General features: G+C 68.4%; 17 protein-coding genes. 15 read left to right on the top strand and 2 right to left on the bottom strand.

Features of this window, described 5'->3' with window-relative positions; translation table 11 throughout:
- Nucleotides 1-44 precede the first annotated feature (44 nt).
- On the bottom strand, nucleotides 45-836 hold the full coding sequence (locus tag FHT38_RS17930; protein ID WP_183492759.1) for an SAM-dependent methyltransferase: 792 nt from the start codon (nucleotides 834-836) through the stop codon (nucleotides 45-47).
- Between the two features lie 35 nt (nucleotides 837-871).
- Complete coding sequence (locus FHT38_RS17925; protein WP_183482321.1) at nucleotides 872-1,474, bottom strand: Maf family nucleotide pyrophosphatase; 603 nt, start codon at nucleotides 1,472-1,474, stop codon at nucleotides 872-874.
- Nucleotides 1,475-1,524: 50 nt separating this feature from the next.
- Here FHT38_RS17925 and FHT38_RS17920 point away from each other — a divergent pair, with 50 nt between their 5' ends.
- The 15 genes from FHT38_RS17920 (at nucleotide 1,525) to era (ending at nucleotide 16,265) form a co-directional block, all read left to right on the top strand.
- On the top strand, nucleotides 1,525-2,085 hold the full coding sequence (locus tag FHT38_RS17920) for a DUF177 domain-containing protein (RefSeq protein ID WP_183492758.1): 561 nt from the start codon (nucleotides 1,525-1,527) through the stop codon (nucleotides 2,083-2,085).
- A gap of 264 nt (nucleotides 2,086-2,349) precedes the next feature.
- Entirely contained in the window at nucleotides 2,350-2,535 is a 186-nt protein-coding gene (gene rpmF / locus FHT38_RS17915) for a 50S ribosomal protein L32 (protein ID WP_091726670.1), read from the top strand.
- Between the two features lie 246 nt (nucleotides 2,536-2,781).
- Nucleotides 2,782-3,915, top strand: coding sequence for a phosphate acyltransferase PlsX (gene plsX / locus FHT38_RS17910; RefSeq protein WP_183492757.1), 1,134 nt, complete (start codon nucleotides 2,782-2,784; stop codon nucleotides 3,913-3,915).
- Nucleotides 3,912-4,901, top strand: a complete 990-nt coding sequence (locus FHT38_RS17905; RefSeq protein WP_183492756.1) for a beta-ketoacyl-ACP synthase III — start codon at nucleotides 3,912-3,914, stop codon at nucleotides 4,899-4,901. The genes plsX and FHT38_RS17905 overlap by 4 nt, the downstream gene beginning before the upstream one ends.
- A 171-nt stretch (nucleotides 4,902-5,072) precedes the next feature.
- Complete coding sequence (gene fabD / locus FHT38_RS17900) at nucleotides 5,073-6,014, top strand: ACP S-malonyltransferase (RefSeq protein WP_183492755.1); 942 nt, start codon at nucleotides 5,073-5,075, stop codon at nucleotides 6,012-6,014.
- A gap of 48 nt (nucleotides 6,015-6,062) precedes the next feature.
- Complete coding sequence (fabG, locus tag FHT38_RS17895) at nucleotides 6,063-6,800, top strand: 3-oxoacyl-ACP reductase FabG (RefSeq protein WP_183492754.1); 738 nt, start codon at nucleotides 6,063-6,065, stop codon at nucleotides 6,798-6,800.
- A 183-nt stretch (nucleotides 6,801-6,983) separates the two neighbouring features.
- A complete protein-coding gene (gene acpP / locus FHT38_RS17890; RefSeq protein WP_058936430.1) occupies nucleotides 6,984-7,223 on the top strand; it encodes an acyl carrier protein in 240 nt (79 codons plus the stop codon).
- A 9-nt stretch (nucleotides 7,224-7,232) separates the two neighbouring features.
- On the top strand, nucleotides 7,233-8,480 hold the full coding sequence (gene fabF / locus FHT38_RS17885; RefSeq protein ID WP_091726647.1) for a beta-ketoacyl-ACP synthase II: 1,248 nt from the start codon (nucleotides 7,233-7,235) through the stop codon (nucleotides 8,478-8,480).
- A gap of 29 nt (nucleotides 8,481-8,509) precedes the next feature.
- A complete protein-coding gene (locus FHT38_RS17880; RefSeq protein WP_183492753.1) occupies nucleotides 8,510-8,989 on the top strand; it encodes a hypothetical protein in 480 nt (159 codons plus the stop codon).
- A 69-nt stretch (nucleotides 8,990-9,058) separates the two neighbouring features.
- A complete protein-coding gene (locus FHT38_RS17875; protein ID WP_255488845.1) occupies nucleotides 9,059-10,585 on the top strand; it encodes a DegQ family serine endoprotease in 1,527 nt (508 codons plus the stop codon).
- A gap of 543 nt (nucleotides 10,586-11,128) precedes the next feature.
- The gene (lepA, locus tag FHT38_RS17870) at nucleotides 11,129-12,937 is read left to right on the top strand and encodes a translation elongation factor 4 (protein WP_091726633.1); all 1,809 of its coding nucleotides are present in this window, start codon (nucleotides 11,129-11,131) and stop codon (nucleotides 12,935-12,937) included.
- A complete protein-coding gene (gene lepB / locus FHT38_RS17865; protein ID WP_183492752.1) occupies nucleotides 12,934-13,914 on the top strand; it encodes a signal peptidase I in 981 nt (326 codons plus the stop codon). The genes lepA and lepB overlap by 4 nt, the downstream gene beginning before the upstream one ends.
- A 59-nt stretch (nucleotides 13,915-13,973) precedes the next feature.
- The gene (locus FHT38_RS17860) at nucleotides 13,974-14,330 is read left to right on the top strand and encodes a DUF4845 domain-containing protein (protein ID WP_183492751.1); all 357 of its coding nucleotides are present in this window, start codon (nucleotides 13,974-13,976) and stop codon (nucleotides 14,328-14,330) included.
- A gap of 26 nt (nucleotides 14,331-14,356) precedes the next feature.
- Entirely contained in the window at nucleotides 14,357-15,064 is a 708-nt protein-coding gene (rnc, locus tag FHT38_RS17855) for a ribonuclease III (protein ID WP_091726622.1), read from the top strand.
- 196 nt (nucleotides 15,065-15,260) lie between these two features.
- Nucleotides 15,261-16,265: a GTPase Era gene (gene era / locus FHT38_RS17850; RefSeq protein WP_404935391.1), complete on the top strand. Its 1,005-nt coding sequence runs from the start codon at nucleotides 15,261-15,263 to the stop codon at nucleotides 16,263-16,265.
- The last annotated feature ends 12 nt before the right edge of the window (nucleotides 16,266-16,277 follow it).

Raw genomic sequence — 16,277 nt, 5'->3', positions numbered from 1 at the left:
CGTCGGCCCGCGCGTTCGGTAGCGCCTTCGGTCCGCGCGTTAGGTCAGCGCGAGCCCAGGATCGAGAACACCGCCGGCACCTTGTCGGCCAGCGCCTTCGGCGCCTTGCGCCACTGCGCCACCGTGGCGGTGTGGGTCCAGGCGTCCTTCAGGCTGAGGCCGCAGCTCACCGATAGCGCGGTCGTCGGCTTCAGCGTCGCCAGCAGCGCCTGCAGCAATGCGCCGTTGCGATAGGGCGTCTCGATCATCAGCTGGGTCTGCTGGTCCCGGGCGGAGGCCGCTTCCAGCGACTTGATGCGGGTCGCGCGCTCCGCCGCGTCGACCGGCAGGTAACCGACGAAGGCGAAGCTCTGGCCGTTCAGGCCGCTGGCGGCCACCGCCATCAGCAGCGAGCTCGGTCCCGTCAGCGGGACGACCTCCACGCCGGCGGCATGCGCCGCCGCGACCAGCCGTGCGCCGGGGTCCGCCACCGCGGGCATGCCGGCCTCGGAGATCAGCCCCAGGTCGTGGCCGTCCAGCGTCGGTTGCAGCAGCGCCGCCCAGGCCTGGTCCTCGGCGGCCGCGCCCACTGCGGCGTTCGCCGCCGGAGCGCGACCCTTCGGCGGACGAGGCAGTTCCTCGATCCGCTGCTCCTGCAGCGGCACCGCCAGCGCATGGATCGCGCCGACGCGCTTGAGGAAGGCGCGTGTGGTCTTGGCGTTCTCCGCCGCCCAGTGGGTGATCGCCGCCGCGCGGGTGAGCACCGCGTCGGGCAGCACCTCGCGGAGGTCGACCTCCTGGCCGTCCATGCCGAAGTCGAGGGTGTTGGGAACGAGGAAGAGGCGGCCGCGGGTCATCGGGAGTCTTTGCAATCAGGGTCGGAAACGGGTGTTCAGGTCAGCAGGCCCAGTACGTCGAGCCCGCCCTGGCGGAGCAATGCCGCGGTGCGGATCAGCGGCAGGCCGATCAGCGCGGTGGGGTCGTCGGAATCGATGGCCTCGAGCAGCGCGATGCCCAGCCCCTCGGCCTTTGCGCTGCCGGCGCAGTCGTAAGGTTGCTCGGCGCGGAGGTAGCGCTCGATGTCGGCATCGCTCAGGTCGCGGAAGCGCACGCGCACCGCCGCCAGGTCCTCGCCGACGAAGCCCGTCGCCGCGCAGACCACCGCGACCGCCGTCTGGAACACGACGGTGCGGCCGCGCATGGCCTGCAACTGCTCGACCGCCCGCTCATGCGTGCCGGGCTTGCCGATCGGCTGGCCCGCCAGGTCCGCGACCTGGTCGGAGCCGATCACCAGCGCCTGCGGAAAGCGCGCGGCCACGGCCTGCGCCTTGGCCAGCGCCAGCCGGCGCGCGAGCGCCTCGGGCGATTCGCCGGCGCGAGGGGCTTCGTCGACTTCGGGCGCCGCGGTCTCGAAGGGCAGCCGCAGGCGCTCCAGCAGTTCGCGCCGGTAGCGGGAGGTGGAGCCCAGGATCAGCGGGCGGGGAAGGGCGGTCATGGGGCGGGATTCTCCCACCCGGGCAGAGCCGGCTCGTACACTTGCGCCCCATGAAACCGCGTTCGTTCGATCCCCTGAAGCTCGATGTCGAGGCCTTCGCCCGGGAGGGTGCCTCGCTCGAGGGCGAGTGGCCCGCCGCCAGCCTCCCGCGCCTGGCTGAATCGGCCGCGCCCGAGTCCGATCCCACCCACTGGCCCCCCGTCCGGTGGACCACCCGGGGGGAGACCCGCACGCCCAAAGGCGGCGAGCCGCAGATCTGGCTGGAGCTCGGCGCCGAGGCGCAGGTCGCGCTGACCTGCCAGCGCTGCCTGAAGCCGGTGCGCGAGGACCTGGCGGTCTCGCGCTGGTTCCGCTTCGTCAAGGACGAGGACATGGCCGCTGAACTGGACATGGATTCGGACGATGACGTGCTCGCGCTGGCGCGCCACCTCAACCTGCGCGAGCTGGTCGAGGACGAGCTGCTGCTGGAGCTGCCGGTGGTCCCGCGTCACGACGAGTGCCCGGAGCCGCTGCCGCACGCCAATGTCGAGGAGGACGAGGCGCCCGAAGAGGAGCGCCCGAACCCGTTCGCCGCGCTGGCCGCCCTCAAGAAGGGTGGCGGCAAGGCTTGAGGCGCGGGACGGGGCGGCTCCGCGCGACCTTGTGCTCGCGAAGCGGCCGCCGATCATGCGACGGGTTTGCCGCCCGGATGCCCGCTGTGCTATAGTTTCCGGCTTTCCCGGTTCGAAATGGCCGTCCATGTGGGCGGCCCGCCGGGACCGAGGCGTCGGTAGCGGAGCATCCTCGTGGGATCCGCGGCACAGCTCGAGTTCTCTCGAGAGCCCGAGCAAGCCTCGAACCACCGAAGCCAGCCGAAGCCTTTAGGAGAATCAATCATGGCCGTTCAGCAAAACAAGAAGTCCCCGTCGAAGCGTGGCATGCACCGCTCGCACAACGCCCTGGGCACCCCGGGCACCGCGATCGAGCCGACCACCGGTGAAGTGCATCTGCGCCACCACATCAGCCCCAACGGCTTCTATCGTGGCCGCAAGGTGCTGAAGACCAAGGCCGACGCCGCCTGATCGACGCGATCAGCCGGTCAGGAAGCCGCCGCAAGGCGCCTTCCGTCTGGTCCTCACGACAAGAAGAAAGCCCGGTTCAGCGCCTCGCGTTGCCGGGCTTTCGCATTTCCGTCGTCTTCTCACCTTCTTCGCGCGCACCCGGAATGCCCGGGATGCGTGCGCCGGCTGGGGCCGGCTGTCGCGCACGCTTCTTGCGAGGTCGCTACAGTCGCAGCTTCGACCGGTGATTCTTCTCCTCAGGTTTCGATGACCGCACTTCCCGCCACCCGCTCATCGCCCTCCGCCGAGCCGCTCCGTCTGGCGGTGGACTGCATGGGCGGCGATCACGGCCCCGCCGTGACGCTCCCGGCCTGCCGGGCCTTCCTCGCCGCGCATCCGCAAGCGGAGCTGCTGCTGGTCGGCCTGCCCGAGGCGCTCCAGGAAGCGGCCGCCTGGCCGCGCGTGCGCATCGTCCCCGCCAGCGAGGTCGTCAGCATGGACGACCCGATCGAGGTCGCGCTGCGCCGCAAGAAGGATTCGTCGATGCGCGTGGCGCTCTCGCAGCTCAAGCCGGGCAAGGATGGCTCGCCCGCGCTCGCGCGGGCTTGCGTCTCGGCCGGCAACACCGGCGCGCTGATGGCGGTCGCCAAGTACCTGCTCAAGACGCTCGAAGGCATCGACCGGCCGGCCATCGCCACCGTCATGCCCAACCAAGTGGGCGGCTTCACCACCGTGCTGGACCTCGGCGCCAACGTCGACTGCGGTCCCGAGCACCTGCTGCAGTTCGCCGTCATGGGCAGCGCGCTGGTGTCGGCGGTGGACGGCAAGGAGAACCCGAGCGTCGGCCTGCTGAACATCGGCGAGGAAATGATCAAGGGCAACGAGACCATCAAGCGCGCCGGCGAACTGCTGCGCGAGGTCGCCGCCCATGACCAGCTCAACTTCCACGGCAACGTCGAGGGCAACGACATCTTCAAGGGCACGACCGACGTCGTCGTCTGCGACGGCTTCGTCGGCAATGTCGCGCTGAAGACCGCCGAAGGGCTGGCCAGCATGATCTCCAGCTTCATCAAGGCGGAGTTCACCCGGACCCCCTGGACCAAGCTCATCGCGCTGCTGGCGATGCCGGTGCTGCAGCGCTTCAAGAATCGCGTCGACCACCGCCGCTTCAACGGCGCGGCGCTGCTGGGCCTGCGCGGACTGGTCTTCAAGAGCCACGGCTCGGCCGATGCCTTCGCTTTCGAGCAGGCGCTGAACCGGGCGTATGATGCGGCCCGCAACCGGCTCCTAGACCGGGTTCACGATCGCATCGTCGCGACGCTGCAGGCGCTCCCCGCGCCGGCCAATGAGGAGGGCGTCGATGCTGGAGACCAGGCGGCTGCCGCCGCCCACGCTGCATGACCACTGCTTCCAAGCGCCATACCCGCATCCTCGGCACGGGCAGCTACCTGCCCGCCAACCGCGTCACCAACGCGGCCCTCGCGGAACGCCTCGCCCGCGACGGGATCGAGACCTCCCATGAATGGATCGTCGAGCGCACCGGCATCCACGCCCGTCACTTCGCCGACCCGCAGGTCACCGCCAGCGACCTCGCGCTGCCCGCGTCGCTCGCGGCGCTCGAAGCGGCCGGCGTCCGCGCCGATGAGATCGACCTGATCATCGTCGCCACGTCCACGCCGGACATGGTGTTCCCGTCCGCCGCCTGCCTGCTGCAACAGAAGCTCGGAATCCACGGCTGCGCCGCCTTCGACGTGCAGGCCGTGTGCTCCGGCTTCGTGTATGCGCTGACCGTCGCCGACGCGATGATCAAGAGCGGCGCCGCGACCAAGGCGCTGGTGGTCGGCGCGGAAGTGTTCTCGCGCATCCTCGACTTCAAGGACCGCACCACCTGCGTGCTGTTCGGCGACGGCGCCGGCGCCGTGGTCGTCGGCGCCAGCGACGAGCCCGGCATCCTCGCGAGCGAACTCCATGCCGACGGCCGCCATGCCGACATCCTCTGCACCCCGGGCACCGTGTCCGGCGGCGAGGTGCTGGGCCATCCGCTGCTGAAGATGGACGGCCAGGCGGTGTTCAAGCTGGCCGTGGGCGTGCTCGAGAAGGTGGCCCGCTCGGTCCTGGACAAGGCTGGCCGCACCGATGCCGACATCGACTGGCTGATCCCCCACCAGGCCAACATCCGGATCATGCAGGGCACGGCCAAGAAGCTGAAGATGTCGCTGGACAAGCTGATCGCGACCGTCGACGAACACGGCAACACCTCCGCCGCCTCGATCCCGCTGGCCTTCGACGTCGCGGTGCGCGCCGGCAAGATCAAGCGCGGCGACACGGTGATGCTGGAAGGCGTGGGCGGTGGTTTCACCTGGGGCGCGGTGCTGCTGGATTACTGATGCCTGCTTGAAGCCGGCTTGTCCGGCCCCGTCCGACGTGTCGCCTTGAACGCGACACCGGCCGCTCCACGGTCGCGTCGACGCGCGACGCGCGCGGTTGCCGGTCCCCGCGCCGCTCCCCCGTGCCCCCTCTCTGCTCCCTCTGATTCGTTAGCTTCGGACCCAACCGCCATGAGCAAGAACTTCGCATTCGTCTTCCCCGGTCAGGGCTCCCAATCGGTGGGCATGCTGGACGCCTGGGGCGATCACCCGGAAGTCGTCCGCACGCTGGCCGAGGCCTCCGCCGCGCTGGGCGAGGACATCGGCGCGCTGATCAAGAACGGTCCCAAGGAACAGCTGGACCTGACGACCAACACGCAGCCGGTGATGCTGACCGCCGGCGTCGCCAACTATCGCGCCTGGATCGCCGAGACCGGCCTGGTGCCCTCGGCCGCCGCCGGCCACTCGCTGGGCGAGTACACGGCGCTGGTGGCCGCCGGCGCGCTGAGCCTGTCCGACGCGCTGCCGCTGGTGCGCTTCCGCGCGCAGGCGATGCAGGACGCCGTGCCGGTCGGCACCGGCGCGATGTCCGCGATCCTGGGCCTGGACGCCGCCGTGGTGCGCGAGGTCTGCCAGCAGGTCGCCGCCGCATCGGGCGAGGTCGTCGAGGCGGTCAACTTCAACGACCCGAAGCAGACGGTGATCGCCGGCTCCAAGGCGGGCGTGGAGAAGGCCAATGAGGCGCTCAAGGCCGCGGGCGCCAAGCGCGCGCTGCCGCTGCCGGTGTCCGCGCCGTTCCACTCCAGCCTGATGAAGCCGGCCGCCGACCGCCTGCGCGAGAAGCTCGCCGCGGTGGCCTTCCAGCCGGCTGCCTTCCCGGTGATCAACAACATCGACGTCGCCGTGACCGACGACATCGAGGCGCTGCGCGACGCGCTCTTCCGCCAGGCCTTCGGCCCGGTGCGCTGGGTCGAGGTGGTGCAGGCGCTCAAGGCGCGCGGCCTGAACACCGTCATCGAATGCGGCCCGGGCAAGGTGCTGGCCGGCATGGCCAAACGCATCGATGCCGAACTGGCCAGCGCCACCGTGCTCGACCCCGCCTCGCTGGCCGAGGCCAGAGCCCTGCTGGCCTGAGGCCTCAGGCCTGAACTCCTTTTTCCCGAATCCCTTCCGAGGTTCCCCATGTCCGACAACAAGCAAGTGGCGCTGGTGACCGGCGCCAGCCGCGGCATCGGCCGCGCGATCGCGCTGACGCTGGCCCAGAAGGGCTTCGTCGTGATCGGCACCGCGACCAGCGAGTCCGGCGCGCAGGCCATCACCGAGGCGCTGGCGCCGCACGGCGGTCGCGGCGCGGTGCTCAACGTCAATGACGGCGCAGCCGTCGATGGGCTGATCGACGCGATCGTCAAGCAGGACGGCGGCATCCAGGTGCTGGTCAACAATGCCGGCATCACGAAGGACATGCTCGCCATGCGCCTCAAGGACGAGGACTGGGACGCCGTCCTGGACACCAACCTGAAGGCCGTCTTCCGCGCCAGCCGCGCGGTGATGCGGCCGATGATGAAGCAGCGCTACGGCCGCATCGTCAACATCACCTCGGTGGTGGGCGCCTCCGGCAATGCCGGCCAGGCCAACTACGCGGCCGCCAAGGCCGGCGTGGCGGGCATGACGCGTGCCCTCGCACGGGAACTGGGCAGCCGCTCGATCACGGTGAACTGCGTCGCCCCCGGCTTCATCGCCACCGACATGACGGACGTGCTGCCCGAGGCGCAGAAGACCGCGCTGCTGGCGCAGATTCCGGCGGGCCGCCTGGGCGATCCGGCCGAGATCGCGCATGCCGTCGCCTTCCTGGCGTCGCCCGAAGCGGGCTACATCACCGGCGTCGAGCTGCATGTCAACGGCGGCATGTACATGAATTGAGGTGGAAGCCGCCCCTCGCGGGCGGGCCACCCACCGGATTCACCCGGCCGGTGTGGGGCTGATAGAGTGCGAGCGCGCGCCGTATCCATCGAGGAAGGCGCGCCTCGGGAGGTCCGAACTAGGGGCGCCACTCTAAGGCCTTAGAATCCCGGGTTGTTCTAGCAAACCCCTCCTGGAGGAGTCATGAGCGATATCGAAGCACGTGTCAAGAAAATCATCGCCGAGCAACTCGGCGTGCCCGAAGCCGATGTGACCAATGAAAAGGCCTTCGTCGCCGATCTGGGCGCTGATTCTCTGGACACCGTGGAACTGGTGATGGCCCTCGAAGACGAGTTCGGCATCGAGATCCCGGACGAAGAGGCCGAGAAGATCACCACCGTTCAACTGGCGATCGACTACGCGGTCAAGCACCAGAAGGCGTAAGCAAGCAGCATGAGCCGTCGTCGCGTCGTCGTCACCGGTCTCGGCCTGATCTCGCCCGTGGGCAACACGGTCGAGCAGGGCTGGGCCAACATCGTGGCTGGCAAGTCCGGCATCGACACCATCACCCGTTTCGATGCCAGCCCCCTGGCCTGCCATTTCGCTGGCGAGGTCAAGGACTTCAAGGTGGATGACTACATCCCCGCGAAGGAAGCCCGGCACATGGACACGTTCATCCATTACGGGCTGGCGGCGTCGCTGCAGGCGATCCGCGACTCGGGTCTGCCCACCGGCGACGCGCTCAGCCCCGAACTGGCGGAGCGCATCGGCGTGCTGGTCGGCTCGGGCATCGGCGGCCTGCCGATGATCGAGGAGACCCACGCGGAACTGACCAATCGCGGCCCGCGCCGCATCAGTCCGTTCTTCGTGCCGGCGTCGATCATCAACATGATCTCGGGCCACGTCTCGATCCAGTGCGGGTTCAAGGGCCCGAACCTGGCGATCGTGACGGCGTGCACGACGGGGCTGCACAGCATCGGCCAGGCCGGCCGCATGATCGAGGCGGGTGACGCCGACGTCATGGTCGCCGGCGGCTCGGAGTCGACGGTGTCGCCGCTGGGCGTCGGCGGTTTCGCCGCGGCCCGCGCGCTGTCCACCCGCAACGACGACCCGAAGACCGCGTCCCGTCCCTGGGACAAGGATCGCGACGGCTTCGTGCTGGGCGAGGGCGCCGGTGTGCTGGTGCTCGAGGAGTACGAGCACGCCAAGAAGCGCGGCGCGAAGATCTACGCGGAACTGGTGGGCTTCGGCATGAGCGCCGATGCGTACCACATGACCGCGCCCGACGTGGACGGCCCGACGCGCTCGATGCGCAACGCGCTGCGCAACGCGGGCCTGAACGCGGACCAGATCCAGTACATGAACGCGCACGGCACGTCCACGCCGCTGGGCGACGCCAACGAGACCAATGCGATCAAGCAGGCCTTCGGCGCGTATGCGAAGAACGGCCTGGTGGTGTCGTCGACGAAGTCGATGACCGGCCATCTGCTGGGCGGCGCGGGCGGCATCGAGTCCGTCTTCACCGTCAAGGCGATCCACGACCAGGTCGCTCCGCCGACGATCAACATCTTCAACCAGGATCCCGAGTGCGACCTGGACTATTGCGCCAATGAGGCGCGGAAGATGCCGATCGAGTACGCCGCGAAGAACAACTTCGGCTTCGGCGGCACGAACGGCACGCTGATCTTCAAGCGGGTCTGATCCAGGACTCTCGACCCGGGCGGCGACCGATGACGCCGAACCGATCGACATCACGCCGGGCTGCTGCCCGGCGTTTTTCATTGCCGCGCGATGCGCGCTGGGAGCGCCTGCAGCGCGCCGTGCTGGCCGCAGGTGCCGCCGCGGTCGTGGCCGCCGTGCTGCGGCAGGCGGGTTTCTTCGCGCAGGCATCCGACCTCGCGATGCTGCTCGGCCCCCTGGGTATCGCGCTCATGGCCGCGGCGCTGCCGGTGCGCGCGCGTGCGCCCGACGTTCTGCGATGGGACGGCGCGCAATGGTGGTGGCAACAGGCGGGCGAGCCGCTTGCCGTCACGCCGGACGTCTTCATCGACATCGAACGGTGGATGCTGCTGCGGCTGAGCCCTGCTGTGGCGGCCGATGGCGCCCGCCGCCGAGGCCGGCAGCCGGTGCGCTGGATCGCCGCTTCGCGCGGGGCGCTCGGCGCCCAGTGGACGCTGCTGCGGCTTCACCTGTTCCTCGCTCGAGGCTGACTCATGCCCGTTTCGAAATGCGGGCATGATGTGAGCCTTTCGACCCTGCATCGCCACCTGCGAGTGTTCATGCCCAACTCCGATCGTTCCCGCACCCCTTCACGTCTTGCCCTGGCGATCGCCAGCGCCGCCCTGATGAGCGGGTCGCTGGGCGTCTACGCCCAGACCGCGACGAAGCCCGCGACCCCCGCCGCCGTGCCGGTCGCCACGCCCGACCTGACGCGCGCGCTGCCTGACTTCAGCGCCCTGGTGGAGCAGGCCGGGCCGGCCGTCGTCAATATCCGGACCTCGGAGAAGGTCAAGGTCGCGAATGCACAGGTCGATGAGCAGATGCGCGAACTGCTGCGCCGTTTCGGCATCCCGGTGCCGCCGCAGCGCCGCACGCCGCCCGGCGCCACGCCCGCGCCGGCGCCGGTGCCGGCGCCGGACGACGACGAGGATGACGACGCGCCGCAGCGTCGCGGCCTCGGTTCGGGCTTCGTGATCGGAGCCGACGGCTTCGTGATGACCAATGCCCATGTCGTCGACGACGCCGACGAGGTCATGGTCACGCTGACCGACAAGCGGGAGTTCAAGGCCAAGGTCGTGGGCCTGGACCGCCGCACCGACGTCGCCGTGCTGAAGATCGAGGCGAGCAACCTGCCGCTGCTGCGGATGGGGGATGTCGGCAAGCTCAAGGTCGGCGAATGGGTCATGGCCATCGGCTCGCCTTTCGGCTTCGACAACACGGTGACGGCCGGCATTGTCAGCGCCAAGGCGCGCGACACCGGTGACCTGCTGCCGCTGATCCAGACCGACGTCGCCATCAACCCCGGCAACTCCGGGGGGCCGCTGCTGAACCTGCGTGGCGAGGTGGTGGGCATCAACTCGCAGATCTACAGCCAGTCGGGCGGGTTCATGGGGATCTCGTTCGCGATCCCGATCGACGAGGCGATGCGCGTGGCCGATCAGCTCCGCGCCAGCGGACGGGTGACGCGCGGCATGCTGGGCGTGTATCCGGATGACGTCAGCAAGGAGGTCGCCGAGGCGATCGGCCTGGGCAAGCCGCAGGGCGCGCTGATCAGTCGCATCACGCCGGCGGGTCCCGGCGAGAAGGCGGGTCTCCAACTGGGCGACGTGATCACCAAGTTCGACGGGAAGACCGTGGAGAAGGCGGTCGACCTGCGTCGGCTTGCCGCCGCGACCAAGCCGGGCACGAAGGTGCCGCTGCAGGTGTTCCGCCGCGGCGCCTACAAGGACCTGGTCGCGACGCTCGATGCGCTGCCGGATGACCGCACGCCCGCTGCGCCGGAGGCTGAAACGCCGGCCGCCACCGGCGCGCAGGCCTGGGGCCTGACCGTCAGCGAGCTCAGCGAAGCGCAGCGCAAGGAACTGAAGGTGGACGGCGGCCTGCGCATCGACACGGCCGAGGGGCCGGCGGCGCGCGCAGGCTTGAAGGCCGGCGACGTGATCCTCTCGGCCAACAATGCCGAGGTGAAGACCATCAAGCAATTCCAGGCGGCGCTGGCGAAGGTCGAGAAGGGCAAGTCGCTGCAGATGCTCGTCCTCCGGGGCGAGGTCGCCACCTATGTCGTGCTCAAGCCGGGCAAGGGGTGAGCGCCGCCAGCGTCAACCCAGCGCCGGCCTGGGGCTTTCCGCAATGCGGAATTCCAGGCCGGTGATTCGTGACGCGCGGCACGTCCGGCCGTCGGTTGGTGCTTGCTAACGGCTGTGACCAAGGCGAGGCATTGGTGCCTCGCTCCGCTACAATCCGGGCGCGTTCGGGCAGCTTTGTCGCTGTTCCGACGGTGAATCGGAAGGCTCCATTTTGATGGGCTCAGCGATCCACAGGATGCCCCCAAGTTTTGTGGATAACCTGTGCATGAAATCGCTGTTGGCGAAGGGCAACGCGCGAGAAGCTCGCATCCATGCGGTTTCCAGGGCGGGGCTTTTGGCTACAATGAAAGCCCAACAAGCAGTTGCCATACGTTTTGTTGGAAGGCGCGTCACCGTTTCGACGTGCCTTTTTTTTATGTCCTGTTCAGGTCCTGAGAAGGACCGTGCAACACCGCCCGACCGACCGTCCGCAGCGTCGTCTCAGCGTGCCCCGCTCGAGGGTCGCTGGCGTGGCGGGCGAGTTCGCGGTCTCCGTCCGAGTCCATGAACCACATCCGCAATTTCTCGATCATTGCCCACATCGACCACGGCAAGAGCACGCTGGCCGACCGGATCATCCAGCGCTGCGGAGGTCTGTCCGACCGGGAGATGGAAGCGCAGGTGCTGGACTCGATGGACATCGAGCGCGAGCGCGGCATCACGATCAAGGCACAGACCGCCGCGCTGCAGTACAAGGCGCGCGACGGGCAGGTCTACAACCTGAACCTGATCGACACCCCCGGGCACGTGGACTTCTCCTATGAGGTGAGCCGCTCGCTGTCCGCCTGCGAGGGCGCGCTGCTGGTGGTGGACGCGAGCCAGGGCGTCGAGGCCCAGACGGTGGCGAACTGCTACACCGCGCTGGAGCTGGGGGTCGAGGTGATCCCGGTCTTGAACAAGATGGACCTGCCGCAGGCCAATCCGGACGGCGCCAAGGCGGAGATCGAGGACGTCATCGGCATCGACGCGACCGACGCGATCCCGTGCTCGGCCAAGACCGGCATGGGCATCGACGACATCCTCGAGGCCGTCATCGCCCGCATGCCGCCGCCCAAGGGCGTGGTCGAGGCGCCGCTGCGCGCGATGATCATCGACTCGTGGTTCGACAACTACGTCGGCGTCGTGATGCTGGTGCGCGTCGTCGACGGCACGCTGAAGAAGGGCGAGCGCATCCGGATGATGGCGACCAACGCCGTCTACCCGGCCGAGCACCTGGGCGTGTTCACGCCGAAGTCGGAGAACCGCGACCAGCTCAGCGCCGGCCAGGTGGGCTTCATCATCGCCGGCATCAAGGAACTGGCCGCGGCGAAGGTGGGCGACACCATCACGCTGGAAAAGAAGCTGCCCAACAACCTCGGCCCCGCTGCCGAGGCGCTGCCCGGCTTCAAGGAGATCCAGCCGCAAGTCTTCGCCGGCCTGTACCCGACCGAGGCGAGCGAGTACGACCAGCTGCGCGACGCGCTGGAGAAGCTCAAGCTGAACGACGCCTCGCTGCGCTTCGAGCCGGAAGTCTCGCAGGCGCTGGGCTTCGGCTTCCGCTGCGGCTTCCTGGGCCTTCTGCACATGGAGATCGTGCAGGAGCGCCTGGAGCGCGAATTCGACCAGGACCTGATCACCACCGCGCCGAGCGTGGTGTACGAAGTCCAATTGGGTGATGGCGAGGTGATCGAGGTCGAGAACCCGTCCAAGATGCCCGAGCAGAGCAAGATCGGCGAGATCCGCGAGCCGATCGTGACGGTCCACCTGTACATGCCGCAGGAATACGTCGGCCCGGTGATGACGCTGGCCAACCAGAAGCGCGGCGTGCAGCTGAACATGGCGTACCACGGCCGTCAGGTGATGCTGACCTATGAGATCCCGCTGGCGGAGATCGTGCTGGACTTCTTCGACAAGCTGAAGTCGGTCTCGCGCGGCTACGCGTCGATGGACTACGAGTTCAAGGAATACCGCGCCTCGGACGTCGTCAAGGTCGACATGCTGATCAACGGCGACCGGATCGACGCGCTGTCGCTGATCGTGCACCGCTCGCAATCGCAGTTCCGCGGCCGGCAGGTGGCGGCCAAGATGCGCGAGATCATCCCGCGCCAGATGTACGACGTGGCGATCCAGGCGGCGATCGGCGCCAACATCATCTCCCGCGAGAACATCAAGGCGCTGCGCAAGAACGTGCTGGCAAAATGCTACGGCGGTGACATCACCCGCAAGCGCAAGCTGCTGGAGAAGCAGAAGGCCGGCAAGAAGCGCATGAAGCAAATCGGTTCGGTGGAGGTGCCGCAAGAAGCCTTCCTGGCCATCCTCCAAGTCGAAGAATGAAAGCCATGAGCGCATTGACCGGGCTGCTGTACGCCGCCCTGATCGCCTACCTGGGCGGCTGGTACACGGGCTACTGGAACGGCAACTTCTCGCTGCTGCTGCTGATCCTCACCACGGTGACGCTGGCCTACTGGCTGGCCGAGCGCTTCCACTTCGAGCCCGCGCGCCGTCGCGCCGCGGTCCGCCTGGGCGAGAGCGACGCGGCGCGTCGCGCCTCGCTGGCCGCGCAGGGCATCCAGCGCGTCGACGGCGACGTGGAAGGCGCCCGCGAGGAACTGCTGCGCCAGCCCTGGTGGCTGGACTGGACCGCCGGCCTGTTCCCGGTGATCCTGATCGTGTTCCTGCTGCGCTCGTTCATGTTCGAGCCGTTCAAGATTCCCTCGGGCTCGATGGTGCCGACGCTGCTGATCGGCGACCTGATCCTGGTGAACAAGTACCACTACGGCATCCGTCTGCCGGTGATCAACAAGAAGATCATCAGCAACAACGATGTCCAGCGTGGCGACGTGGTGGTGTTCCGCTTCCCGCAGAACCCCAGCGTCGACTACATCAAGCGCGCCGTCGGCCTGCCCGGCGACGAGATCGCCTACCTCAACCAGAAGCTGTACCTCAACGGCAAGCTGGTGGAGACCGTCTCGCAGGGCGAGTACTTCGACGAGGATCCGGGCTCGATGCGTTTCCGTCCGCGCTTCACCGAGAAGCTGGGCGCGGTCGAGCACCAGATCCTGGTCGCCCCGGAGTCGCAGGGCGTCATCCGCAAGCAGTGGGACTTCCCGTACAGCGAGAACTGCACCTACACGGCCGAGGGCGTGACCTGCAAGGTGCCGGCCGGTCATTACTTCATGATGGGCGACAACCGCGACAACTCCCAGGATTCCCGCTTCTGGGGATTCGTGCCGGATGAGAACATCGTCGGCCGCGCCTTCGTGGTGTGGATGAATTTCGGCAACCTGAAGCGCATCGGCAGCATCCACTGAGGCGGCGCCGGCGACGATCGACTACTCTGTTCCAACGACTATTTGCGGAGCGACGCGTGATGAGGGCACGGAAGATTCAACGGGGCATCAGCCTGCTGGGACTGCTGTTCTGGGCGGTGATCATTGGCGGCGGATCGGTGATCCTGCTGCGGGTGGTGCCGACCGTGATGGAGTACTACACGATCCAGCGTGCGATCGACAAGATCGCCAAGGACGGCCCCTCCACGGTGGCGGCGGCGCGTGACTCGTTCGAGCGCACCAAGCAGATCGAATACTCGATCGTCAGCATCGAGCCCAAGGACCTGACCATCACCAAGGTCGACGACAAGGTGAAGATCAGCTTCGCGTACGACAAGGAAGTGCCCCTGTTCGGCCCGGCCTTCCTGCTGATCAAGTACAAAGGCGAGTCGCACTGACCCGCCCCCACGGCACATCCCCGCCCATGACTCCGCAAGCGCTCGACGCCCTCCAGCAACGCCTTGGCTACCGCTTCACGCAAGCGGGACTGCTGCAGCGCGCGTTGACGCACCGCAGCTTCGGCCAGCAGCACAACGAGCGCCTGGAATTCCTCGGCGACGCGGTGCTGAACCTGGCGGTGTCGGCGCTCTTGTACGAGCGTTTCGCCGGGTCGGATGAAGGCGACTTGACCCGCATCCGCGCGCACCTGGTGCGCGAGGACAGCCTGCATCGCCTGGCGCTGCAGCTGCAGATGCCGGAGGCGCTGCGGATGAGCGAGGGCGAGGCCCGCGGCGGTGGCGGCCAGCGGCCGTCCATCCTGGCCGACGCGCTGGAAGCGGTCATCGGCGCCGCCTTCCAGGACGGCGGCTACGAGGCCGCCCGCGAGATCGTCCGCCGCCTGCTGGGCGAGACGATCGCCGCCAGCGGCATCGACCAATGGGCCAAGGACGCGAAAACCGCGCTGCAGGAATGGCTGCAGGCCCGCAAGCTGGCGGTGCCGGCCTACCGCATCGTCGAGACGCGGGGCCAGGCGCATGCGCAGACCTTCACCGTCGAGTGCGAAGTGGCCGCGCTGACGCTGTCGCGCCGCGGCGAGGGCCGCTCGCGCCGGATCGCCGAGCAGGAGGCGGCCCGGCAGGTGCTCGATGAACTGCTGGCCGGCGACCGGCCCGGCACCGGCCTGCGCGACTGACGCGGAGCCCGCGATGAACGCACCGAGACCCCCGAGGACGCCGCCGACGGCGTCCTCGTCCGATTCCCTTTCTGTTTCCGAATCCGTTTCCGATTCGCCGCCCGAATCGACGCCCGAATCGCCGTCCGCCTCCCCGGCCGGCGCCCCCCTTCCCAAGGACCCCGCTCTGAACGCCCCGCACGCCCCCGACACCCCGCTGGACCCCAACGCCGCCGCCGCTCCCGAAGGCGGCGATGACCGGGACGAGGACCTCGATGAGGACCTCGACGACGACGGGTTGCCCGAGGTGCAGGGCGGCATCGGCGCGCCGCCGTACGAAGGCGACCAGCGCTGCGGCCTGATCGCGATCGTCGGCCGGCCCAACGTCGGCAAGTCCACGCTGCTGAACGCGCTGGTCGGGCAGAAGGTCTCGATCACCTCGAAGAAGGCGCAGACCACGCGCCATCGCATCACCGGCGTGCGCACGGTCGACGAGGCGCAGTTCGTCTTCGTCGACACCCCCGGCTTCCAGACCAAGCACAGCACCGCGCTGAACCGCAACCTGAACCGCACGGTGCAGGGCGTGCTGGCGGACGTGGACCTGGTGCTGTTCGTCGTCGAGGCGGGACGCTTTGGCCTGGACGATGCCAAGGTGCTGTCGCTGCTGCCGCAGGACAAGCCGGTGGTGCTGATCGCCAACAAGCTGGACGCGGTCCATCGCCGCGCCGAGCTGATGCCCTGGCTCAAGAGCATGCAGGAGCGCCGCAACTTCAGCGAGTTCGTGCCGCTGTCGGCGAAGAAGGACTCGGACGTCCAGCGCCTGTTCCAGATCCTGAAGCCCTACCTCCCGAACCAGGAATGGTTCTACGAGGAGGACGCGCTGACCGACCGCAGCGAGAAGTTCCTGGCCGCCGAGATGATCCGCGAGAAGCTCTTCCGCCTGACCGGCGACGAGCTGCCCTACGAGGCGACGGTGATCATCGACCGCTGGGAGGAAGAGGGCAACCTGCGCCGCATTGCCGCGACCATCGTGGTCGAGCGCGACGCCCAGAAGGGCATGGTCATCGGCCAGGGCGGCGAGCGCCTCAAGCGCATCGGCTCCGAGGCCCGTCAGGAGCTCGAGACGCTGATGGACGCGCGCGTGTTCCTGGAGCTGTGGGTGAAGGTCCGCTCCGGCTGGGCCGACAGCGAAGAGCACCTCAGAAGCTACGGCTACGAGTGAGCGCGCCGCGCG

It is taken from the genome of Mitsuaria sp. BK041 (genome assembly GCF_014193085.1).
GTDB lineage: Bacteria > Pseudomonadota > Gammaproteobacteria > Burkholderiales > Burkholderiaceae_C > Roseateles.
This window is presented reverse-complemented; position numbering and strand designations above follow the sequence as displayed.